The sequence below is a fragment of the Candidatus Omnitrophota bacterium genome (assembly GCA_040755155.1).
Lineage (GTDB): Bacteria > Hinthialibacterota > Hinthialibacteria > Hinthialibacterales > Hinthialibacteraceae > JBFMBP01.
On record JBFMBP010000083.1, the window covers coordinates 1 to 8,941 of the forward strand.

Here is an 8,941-nt window from a genome sequence, read left to right on the forward strand (position 1 = left end):
GGAAGAAATCATGGTTCGAGTTGCAAAAAACATTACATTCATTCTATTGATATTGGAGTCCATTATGCCCGCCGCTCATAGCCAATCTAACGATATTTTATTCGAAAATCCGCTGGACGGCGTCCAAAAAGCGGAATGGATAGACAATCCTACGACTTTCGTGGATCACCCGAAGTTCGGCAAAGCCTTTCATCTCCAATCGGCGAAATCAGAGTATCCTACGACGAGTTGTTGGATTGGGGATGAGTCCTGGGGACCCTATCGCGTCGAATTCGAATGTTTATGCGAAGGCGAAGGCGGCGGATTTATTGGATTGGATTTTTTCGTCAGCAACGACGGCGAGCATGGATGCAACTTCGAATTTTATATTCCCAAATCAGGCGATCAAATCGCCTTCGAACATACGGGACGTTGGGGAAAAAACGCCGTATGGAAACTATGGCCGTTCTCCCCTCCGCAAAAAATATTCGCCAAAGAAAAATGGATTCCGCTGCGCCTGGACGCGGGAGAAACAATCGCGAATCTCTATGCCAACGGCGATCCTAATCCCGCTTATACGATTTACGATCTGCCCTTTTCTAAAGGCGGCGTCCGCTTTTGGGAATATTACGGAAGCGCCTACTTCCGCAATTTGCGCGTAACGAAACTGGCGCCTGGCGATGTCAAGCCGATTTTGGACGATGTATGGGAGAAATCCAGCCGGCAAATTGTTATAAAGGAATGGCAAATCACTCCCAAACAAACGCCGGAATTCGGAACCGATAAAATACCCGATGAGTTGAAAACCATCGCATGGAAGCCCCTATCCTCCGACCGGCGGGGGATCGTCAACCTGACGGCGCAATTTCCCAGCGATATGGAGAAAGGCGTCGTCTTCGCAAAAACCTCGATTCAATCCAAAGAAAAAGCTGTTAAGAAAGCCTTGACCTCCTACACCGACCGCCTGACGGTTTGGATCAACGGCGAAAAAGCTTTCCAAGGTCCGCCGCGCGGATTTTACGATCCCGGACGCAGTTTTGAAGACGGCTTTGGCCGCATCTTGCCCGATCAGTTCGAATTCGAGATCAAACTTAAACCAGGCGAGAACGAAATCCTGCTGCGCTCCGAATTGACGGAGCCGCGCTGGGGCTGGGGCTATTGGATGCGGGTGGAATGAGCGCAGAAATAATGTTTTCTTTAACACCGATTTCCACAGAGCTCTGCCAACCATAAATCCATAAGGCAGAGCGACTATAATCCTATAAAAATCAAGGTATTATATCATGCACTTTCTTTCGCATGTAGCGAAATTCTGACGCTTAAAATATAGTATTTGAAAAACTGAAATCCGACATCGCGGTCCCCTGGCTCGATAATAAGCTGCTAAGGATCGTTTGGACTCCCTAACTCTTGTCGCTTAAAAATGCTGTGGAAATCGGTGTTGGACAATCCGATTTCAAAATTTTTCAGTTAGCAAAGTCAACGGCAAGAGCTGGGTTAGCGTCTAAATTTGCGGCGATAAAAGATATCTACCGGAACGTATGATCCCGGCGGGCTTTGCGGCCTTCTTTAAGGCTGGAGCGCAATTGGTGCATGGCTTTTTGGCGGGTGGTGTGATGGAGATGGGCGTATTCCTCGGCGAGCACGATCATGGCTTCTTGGAATACGGCGGTTTCCGATTTATCCAGTTCGACGATTTTGCTGCGGTAAAAAAGCGTCTTGAGCAGTTGCGCCGCCGTATCGGGATTGCGATGCTTGATTTCATCTTTGGCGGCGTAGACTTCGATTGCGTATCGGTCGCTGGTTTCGTCTTCGTTTTCCGGAATCAGAATCGGCTCGCTGAGAAAGGCGAGAACCTTATTCATGCCTTCCTCATCGAGCAGCGGGCGCAGGCCGCCCCCGTGGGCGTGAGCGAAGGGAACCATAACGTTCACGTCGCCCGATTGCAGGACGTAGAATTGTTGTTCTTTGCCTTCTACCTGCATTTTGCGGATTGCTTTGATCTTGCAGATGCCCAGCCCGGGTTTTACGACATGATCGCCGATGGAAAATGACATAGTATTTTATCCTAAAAACGGCAGTTGTTATGTGCTTTCATAAATTTAACTTGATGTACGCTATTGTACTCATTTCAATGAAAAGTCTTGTGGAACGTGTTTCGTAAGCCGTTGAATTTCATTTACTAACCACTTGTCGCTTGACGCTGATTGTTGTTTTTTATAATTATGGATTTACGGCGAATGGGGATGGATTACGCTGTTTCCACCTGGTCTTCAAAAACCAAAAGCGGATCCGAACCTTCGGTAACGACTTCTTTGGTGATGATGCACTTGCTCACTCCCGACATGGAGGGAATTTCGTACATGGCGTCCATCATGCACTTTTCCAAAATCGCGCGCAAGCCGCGCGCACCCGTCTTGCGCTCCTGAGCTTTCTGCGATATTTCCATCAGCGCTTCTTCGGTGAATTCCAATTGAACGCCTTCCAATTCGAAAAGTTTCTGGAATTGTTTGCAAATGGCGTTCTTAGGCTTGGTAAGGATATCTTTCAGCGCGGAAAGATCCAAATCGCTTAAAGCGGTGATGCAGGCGAAGCGTCCGACGAATTCGGGAATCATGCCGAATTTCAGCAAATCTTCCGGCTCCACGCGGCGAAGAAGATTGTCTTCCGTAATGGCGACGGGTCCTTCTTCCGACGAACCGAATCCAATGACGCGCCGGCCGATGCGGCGTTCGATGATTTTATCCAAGCCAACGAAAGCGCCGCCGCAGATAAAGAGGATGTCGGTGGTGTTGACCTGAATAAATTCCTGGTGGGGATGCTTGCGTCCGCCTTGGGGGGGGACGTTGCATACGGTGCCTTCGATAATTTTCAACAACGCCTGTTGCACGCCCTCGCCGGATACGTCGCGGGTGATGGATACGTTTTGGGTGGTGCGGGCGATTTTATCGATTTCGTCGATGTAGATAATGCCCTTTTCCGCTTTCTCCACATGATAGCCGGTAACCATGAGGAGTTTGAGGATGATATTTTCCACATCCTCGCCGACATACCCCGCTTCCGTCAGCGTAGTGGCGTCGACGATGGTGAAAGGAACGTTCAATATCTTCGCCAGAGTTTGGGCGATATAGGTTTTACCCGTACCCGTGGGGCCGAGCATCAGGATATTGCTTTTTTGCAGTTCGATGTCGTTGGTGACGGCTTCGTGATAGCGGATGCGTTTGAAATGATTATGTACGGCCACGGAAACGGCTTTTTTCGTATATTCCTGGCCTATAACGTAGGCGTCGAGGGCATCCTTGATTTCCTTGGGCTTGAGAAATTCTCTTAGTTCGACTTCGATCTCTTCTTCCAGAACGCTGTTGCATAGGAGAACGCACTCGTTGCAGATATAGGCGGGCTGAGAGGTGTGTTTCTGTGGCGGTCCAGCGATAAGTTTCTTTACTTCATCCTGGCTTTTGCCGCAGAAGGAGCAGTACAACGGTTTGTTCTTGCTCGAATAATCCATAAGAACCTCTTAGGCTATACGCTTCAGCTTTCGTTGCATCCACTCCGCCCGAAGGAAAGCGGATCGCCGGTCAAACGTTCGAAATTCTCTCCCCAAAAAATAGGGCAATAAAAATATTATATAGTAAAAAGCCTTAAGGCGCAAAACCGCATCTCAAGGCTTTCATTACAGTCATTTTATTCGGATTTGTCGGCTTTGGAATCCTTTTTTTCGGAATCCTTCTTATCTTCTTTCGTCAAAGGAACGAAAATGCTGTCGATGATTCCGTATTCTTTGGATTCTTCCGGGGATAAAAAGTAATCCCGATCCGTATCTTTTTCGATTCTGGCGATATCCTGGCCTGTGTGGAAGGAAACGATTTTATTGAGCCGCTGTTTGATGTGCATTATTTCCCGGGCGCGGATTTCGATGTCGGAGGCTTGGCCTTGAAAGCCGCCGGCGGGCTGGTGGATCATGATGCGCGAATTGGGAAGCGCATGGCGCTTGCCTTTCGCGCCCGCCGCCAATAGCACGGCGGCCATGCTGGCGGCCAAACCCATACAGGTCGTCGCCACGTCGGGACGCACGTATTGCATAGTATCGTAAATCGCTAGGCCGGCGGATACGGAGCCGCCGGGGCTGTTGATGTAAATTTGAATATCCTTCTCCGGGTCTTCCGCTTGCAAAAACAGCAATTGGGCGATGACCAGGTTGGCCATGTGATCTTCAATTGGGCTTCCGATGAATATGATGCGATCTTTCAGCAGCCGGGAGTAAATATCGTAGGCGCGTTCGCCTCGGTTCGTCTGCTCCACGACCATAGGAATGAGTACCACCGGTTATTCCTCCGCTTTCGCTTCGCCGTTCGTTTCCTCCGCCGTTTCGCTTTCTGTAGATTCGAAACTTCCCGATTCGGTATCTCCCGATTCGGATAGATGTTTGAGATATTCGAGCGTTTTCTCTTCCAAAGCCAAGCGGCGGTAGTAGGACTCCAAGCCGCGCGATTCGATCCGTTCTTTGTAGGCGTAAGGATCGGTATGGGAAGAGCGGGCCAGACGCGCGATATAAACGTCGTAGTCCTTATCGTCGATTTCGATGGATTCCTTCTTGGCGATTTTTTCGAGAATGATGGAGATGCGGACTTCTTCTTCCGCCGCTTTTTCGTTGCGGGCGAGAAGCCCCTTGTCTTCCTTAGCTGCGATTTCGAGAGAACTGCCTATGCGGCGATATTCCATATCCTGAACGGCGTTGATGTAGTTGTATTGGCCGCGCACCAAACTGGGAGGAACGTCGAAGACGTTGCGTTCCAGCAGTTCGCGCCGGAGGGATTCCATGATGTTTTCCTGTTTGCGGTTTTCCAGATTTTGCTTCAGATCGGCGGCGATGCGCTCTTTCAGCTCGGCCAGAGTGCCGAAAGCGCCCATATCCTTGGCGAATTCATCATCCAGTTCCGGCATTTTCTTTTCGCGGATTTGTTTTACCTTCACAAGGAACTTCGCTTCCTTGCCCCGTTTGTCTTCCGTGGGATAGTCGTCGGGGAGGGTAAGAGAGAATCCTTTTTCATCGTTGACGTTTAAGCCGATCAGGGCGTCTTCAAAGCCGGGAATATAACGCTTGGATCCGAGTTCGATGGTAATGTCGCTGTGCGTAGCTTCCAAAAAAGGATTTTCGTCGATCGTTGCGGAACAGGATATATTGAGAAAATCATTTTCCGCCGCCGGACGGTCGTCAATGGAAGCGTACATCGCGTTTTTTTCCCGAAGTTGATTCAAGGCTTTCGCAATGTCTTCTTCGGAAACCTCGGATGGAGGAGGCGTTGGCCGGATCGTTTTATAGTCGCCGACATCCACGTTGGGACGGTATTCGAACTTGGCTTCGAAGACGATGGGATCGTCCTTGGTTTCATGGTCGAAATCGCCTAAATCCGGCTGAGTAACGGGATCGAGTTGCAATTCTTCCGCCGCTTTTTTGACGGCGTTCTCGATCGCTTTCGTCATCGCTTCTTTGTCCAAATGCTTTCCATACCTCATTTTCACGATATGGCGCGGCGCTTTCCCCTTGCGAAAACCGGGAACGGCGGCGTTATCGATGAATTCTTTATACACTTCATCGAGTTCGCCGGTTACTTCTTCGCGGGGCAATTCGATCTTAAGGGTTTTGGCGCATGTACCGCTGTCTTGCTGTTCGAGGATCTTCAAGGCCGGATTTCAACTCCTTCGATAAGGTTCTAAAAAAACAAACGAGGCGATGATCTTAGAGCGCGAACGATCAAGACCATCGCTGAATTGTATTTTAAAAAAAGCATTTTAACGATTTATTAATAATAACCTATCTTTTCGATGCCGCAAAGTCAAGAACGATATTTGCTTAAAAGCTCGATTTTCGATGGATTCAAGGCGATGAGCCGGTATTAATCCTCAAAATAATCAACGCTGTAGGATGGTTTCTTCAAATAGTTCGATCAACGTCTCCGATCCCCGGTCCCAAGTAAAAAGTTCCAGGGCGCGGCGGCGGGCTTTCTCTCCGTCGCGTTTCCGCCGCGATGGATCGAGGGCGTATTGCAGAATGCCGTCGGCCAGTGACGACAAGTCTCCTGGCTTGACAACGGCGCCGCATCCTTCCGTCATCCAGGCGGCGTCGCCTACGCGGCTGGCGACGATGGGCTTGCCGCAGGCGAGATATTCCGCAATCTTGAGGGGGCTTTTGCAGCGGGAGGCTTCGTCGTCGTCGAAGCAGGCGACGCAAATATCGGCGGCGGTGATGACGCCGGGAACACGGCTCGCTTCCACATAACCCGTAATCTTAATCGCGTGCGCGGCGGGAGAAGCGGCGGCGAGGCGGCGCAGTTCCGGCAATTGTTCGCCGCCTCCGGCAAAGAGAAATTGAACGTCCGGCGCATGAGCCAATACCAGCGGGGCCGCTTCCACCAAACGGCGAGCATGGGCGGCGCCTTCCAATTGGCCAAGATAGAGTACAACTAGTTTATCTGGCGATAATTCCAACGCTTTCCGCTCTGCATCGCCGTCCAAGTCGGGCCGAAATCGTTGAACATCCGCTCCTACGGGCAAATGGCGCATGAGCCGGGGATCGAATCCCGCCTGCAGGGCTTTTTGCTTCAAGGCTTCGCTGGAATACGTCAGCGTCGATGCGAATCGAGGGAGCAACCGTTCGTATGACGCGAGTTGAAAGCGCGAAAAGAAGCGTTTCTCAACGATGCGGGCGAGAGCGGTTTCGTTGTCGTCCCAGTCGTAATGCAACGGTTTTTTCAAGCGCTGCGCCGCCCACAGCAACGGAAGAGTGGAGGCGGGAAAGCATTTTTGCAAATACAGAATATCGCAATCCAACCCTAATTGGCATAGCAATCGATAATTATGTAAAAAATGCTTTTGCCGCGGAAGCAACTCGTAAACGAGAGGATCGTCCGGCTGGCGCGTACGCAAATGACCGTGTTCGGGTTTATCCTTGCGGGGCATATGGCAGAGGATCGCGTTATGCCCTCGGCGTTGCAATCCCCGCGCTAGTTCCAGAATGCGGATAGTCCAAGGATCGTACCAGAGGTCGTGGGGGTGAAGCATCAGGATTTTCACTCGCCGCCCTCCGCCATCGCTTCCTCCGAGGCGGCGATGAGGATTTTCGATCCGATCCTCAAGCCTGTTTTCGCTTCCGCATCGCCCTCGCGCACAGCGATTTCCAACCGGTCGAAGCCGTCGATCGCCGCCAGCAACTCGCCCTTTTCTTTCATACCATAGGCCGCGGATAATCCTTGGATTTTGTCCTTTCCCAAAACAATCGCGATCTTTTCCGATGAGACGCCGTTATTCTGAATCCATTGCCTAAGAGTTTTCTTGTCCAGGTTAGTGACAAGATTGCCGAAACGGTCGATATAGACGACGGCGCATTCGATAAGGCGGGGTTGGACGACGGGCGAAGGCAGAGACAGCCGGACCGGATCGCGTATCTCTTCCCCCATCGCTTCGGGACGAACGCCGCGCGCCAGATGGGCGGCGAGGGGCGCGAAAATGTCCCGTCCGTGGAAAGTGCCGCTGACGGCGTCGAGCCAATAGCGGCTATCCGTGGCGGAAAAAATCCGCATGGATTCGGGTTGATCGAAGAGCGGCGTAAGCAGGCCGTTGTCGGGAGCGACGAAAAGATGGCCCGCCGTCTCCGCGATCAACGCCCGGCGGCCGGTTCCGACGCCGGGATCCGTCACGCAGAGATGCACCGTTCCCGCCGGGAAATAGCCGTAAGACCAATGATTGAGAAACGCCGCCGCCGCGATGGAGAAAGCGGGCAGCCGATGACTGATATCGACAAAACAGGCGTGGGGAGCGATTTGCAGCATCACGCCCTTCATCACGCCGATAAATCCGTCTTGTTCCCCAAAATCGGTCAATAAAGTTATGATGGAGCGAGGCTCTTTCATGGCTTGTTTCATGCGTTGGGAAAAATCATCCACGGCAATAGCCACCCTATATCAAGCAGGCATTTATAAAGAGGATTTTTTTCTTTTTCCGATTTCATAGTTTCGTTCCAACCTATGCGGGAGACAAGACTCTTGCGCGCTTTGCAATCTTCCCATTGATGAGGAATATAAAATGCCGTCTTTTTTGATATAATCAAAGCCGCCGTAGACTTAGAATCTGTAAACTTATCGAATGAGACGTATACGTTCTATTACACGGCTTATAAATGTGAATTTCGATGAGGCTCGTTCCGGCAGCATCATACCGCGTTTAATCCGATCCTTTCGCCGGGCTAAATCTCCCGAGAGAATGCTATTTGCGGGCCATCGAGGAATCGGCAAAACCAGCGAGCTCCTGCGCATCAAGAGAGAACTTGAAAATCCTACTGATTCGGATCTTCCGTTTGTGACAATATATATTGACGCCACGCGCAATTTAGATTCAAACGATCTTGAGTTCCCTGATTTATTAGTCCTTTTAGCCGCAGAAACTCAACGCCAGTTTAAAGAAGCCAACATTCCAGGCGTTTCGCCAGCCGCCGCGCATCGGAATCCGTGCAACATGCCAGCGCCAAATCCAGCTAGAACCACCAAGCGGTTGCCAATCGTAGATTTCGGCAAAGCCGCCTCCACTTTGGGTTCCACCAGCTTCTTGCATCGCGGGCAGTAATCCCGGTGCAGGAGATGCTCCGTAACTTCCGGTCGAATGTCGGCGGGAATGTCCTCGACGATCCGCGAACGAACACTGTTCTCGCCGTTGCATTGTTGGAGCGGTCCGCCGCAATCAGGACAATGAACCAGCCGATGCTCTTCCCGGCGGCCGATCTTCTCCGGCATGGAACGGCGCGCCCCCGCATGGCCTTTTTGCCCTCCCGCTTTCTTCTTCCGTTTCTTCTGGCCGGTTTGCGCGGATGCTTTCTGGTAGGGAGGAATCATGCCCGAGGGCGTGGAGGGACTGGTTTCCTTCCCATGCCGAGCGATTTCCAGCAGAAGATAGGCGAGGGCTTCCTTGC

Annotated in this window: 8 protein-coding genes; 1 reads left to right on the forward strand and 7 read right to left on the reverse strand. The window is 51.3% G+C overall.

The features are described 5' to 3' along the window. Positions 1–1,156, forward strand: a 1,156-nt coding sequence (locus AB1656_11670) for a hypothetical protein (GenBank protein MEW6236037.1), incomplete at its 5' end; no start/stop codon positions are given. 352 nt (positions 1,157–1,508) lie between these two features. On the opposite strand, the gene AB1656_11675 is transcribed toward AB1656_11670, so the two are convergent. The 7 genes from AB1656_11675 to AB1656_11705 form a co-directional block, all read right to left on the reverse strand. Next, complete coding sequence (locus tag AB1656_11675; GenBank protein ID MEW6236038.1) at positions 1,509–2,036, reverse strand: CarD family transcriptional regulator; 528 nt, start codon at positions 2,034–2,036, stop codon at positions 1,509–1,511. 194 nt (positions 2,037–2,230) lie between these two features. Further along, complete coding sequence (gene clpX / locus AB1656_11680; protein ID MEW6236039.1) at positions 2,231–3,487, reverse strand: ATP-dependent Clp protease ATP-binding subunit ClpX; 1,257 nt, start codon at positions 3,485–3,487, stop codon at positions 2,231–2,233. Positions 3,488–3,663: 176 nt separating this feature from the next. After that, entirely contained in the window at positions 3,664–4,287 is a 624-nt protein-coding gene (clpP, locus tag AB1656_11685) for an ATP-dependent Clp endopeptidase proteolytic subunit ClpP (protein MEW6236040.1), read from the reverse strand. Positions 4,288–4,305: 18 nt separating this feature from the next. Then, positions 4,306–5,664 (reverse strand): trigger factor, encoded by a 1,359-nt coding sequence (tig, locus tag AB1656_11690; protein MEW6236041.1) that lies wholly within the window; start codon positions 5,662–5,664, stop codon positions 4,306–4,308. Positions 5,665–5,892: 228 nt separating this feature from the next. Further along, on the reverse strand, positions 5,893–7,053 hold the full coding sequence (locus AB1656_11695; GenBank protein ID MEW6236042.1) for a glycosyltransferase family 4 protein: 1,161 nt from the start codon (positions 7,051–7,053) through the stop codon (positions 5,893–5,895). After that, positions 7,050–7,922 carry an SAM-dependent chlorinase/fluorinase gene (locus AB1656_11700; protein ID MEW6236043.1) on the reverse strand — a complete coding sequence of 291 codons (873 nt, stop codon included), beginning with the start codon at positions 7,920–7,922 and terminating at the stop codon, positions 7,050–7,052. The genes AB1656_11695 and AB1656_11700 overlap by 4 nt, the downstream gene beginning before the upstream one ends. Positions 7,923–8,420: 498 nt before the next feature. Further along, a partial coding sequence (locus AB1656_11705) for a hypothetical protein (GenBank protein MEW6236044.1) occupies positions 8,421–8,941 on the reverse strand: 521 nt, incomplete at its 5' end.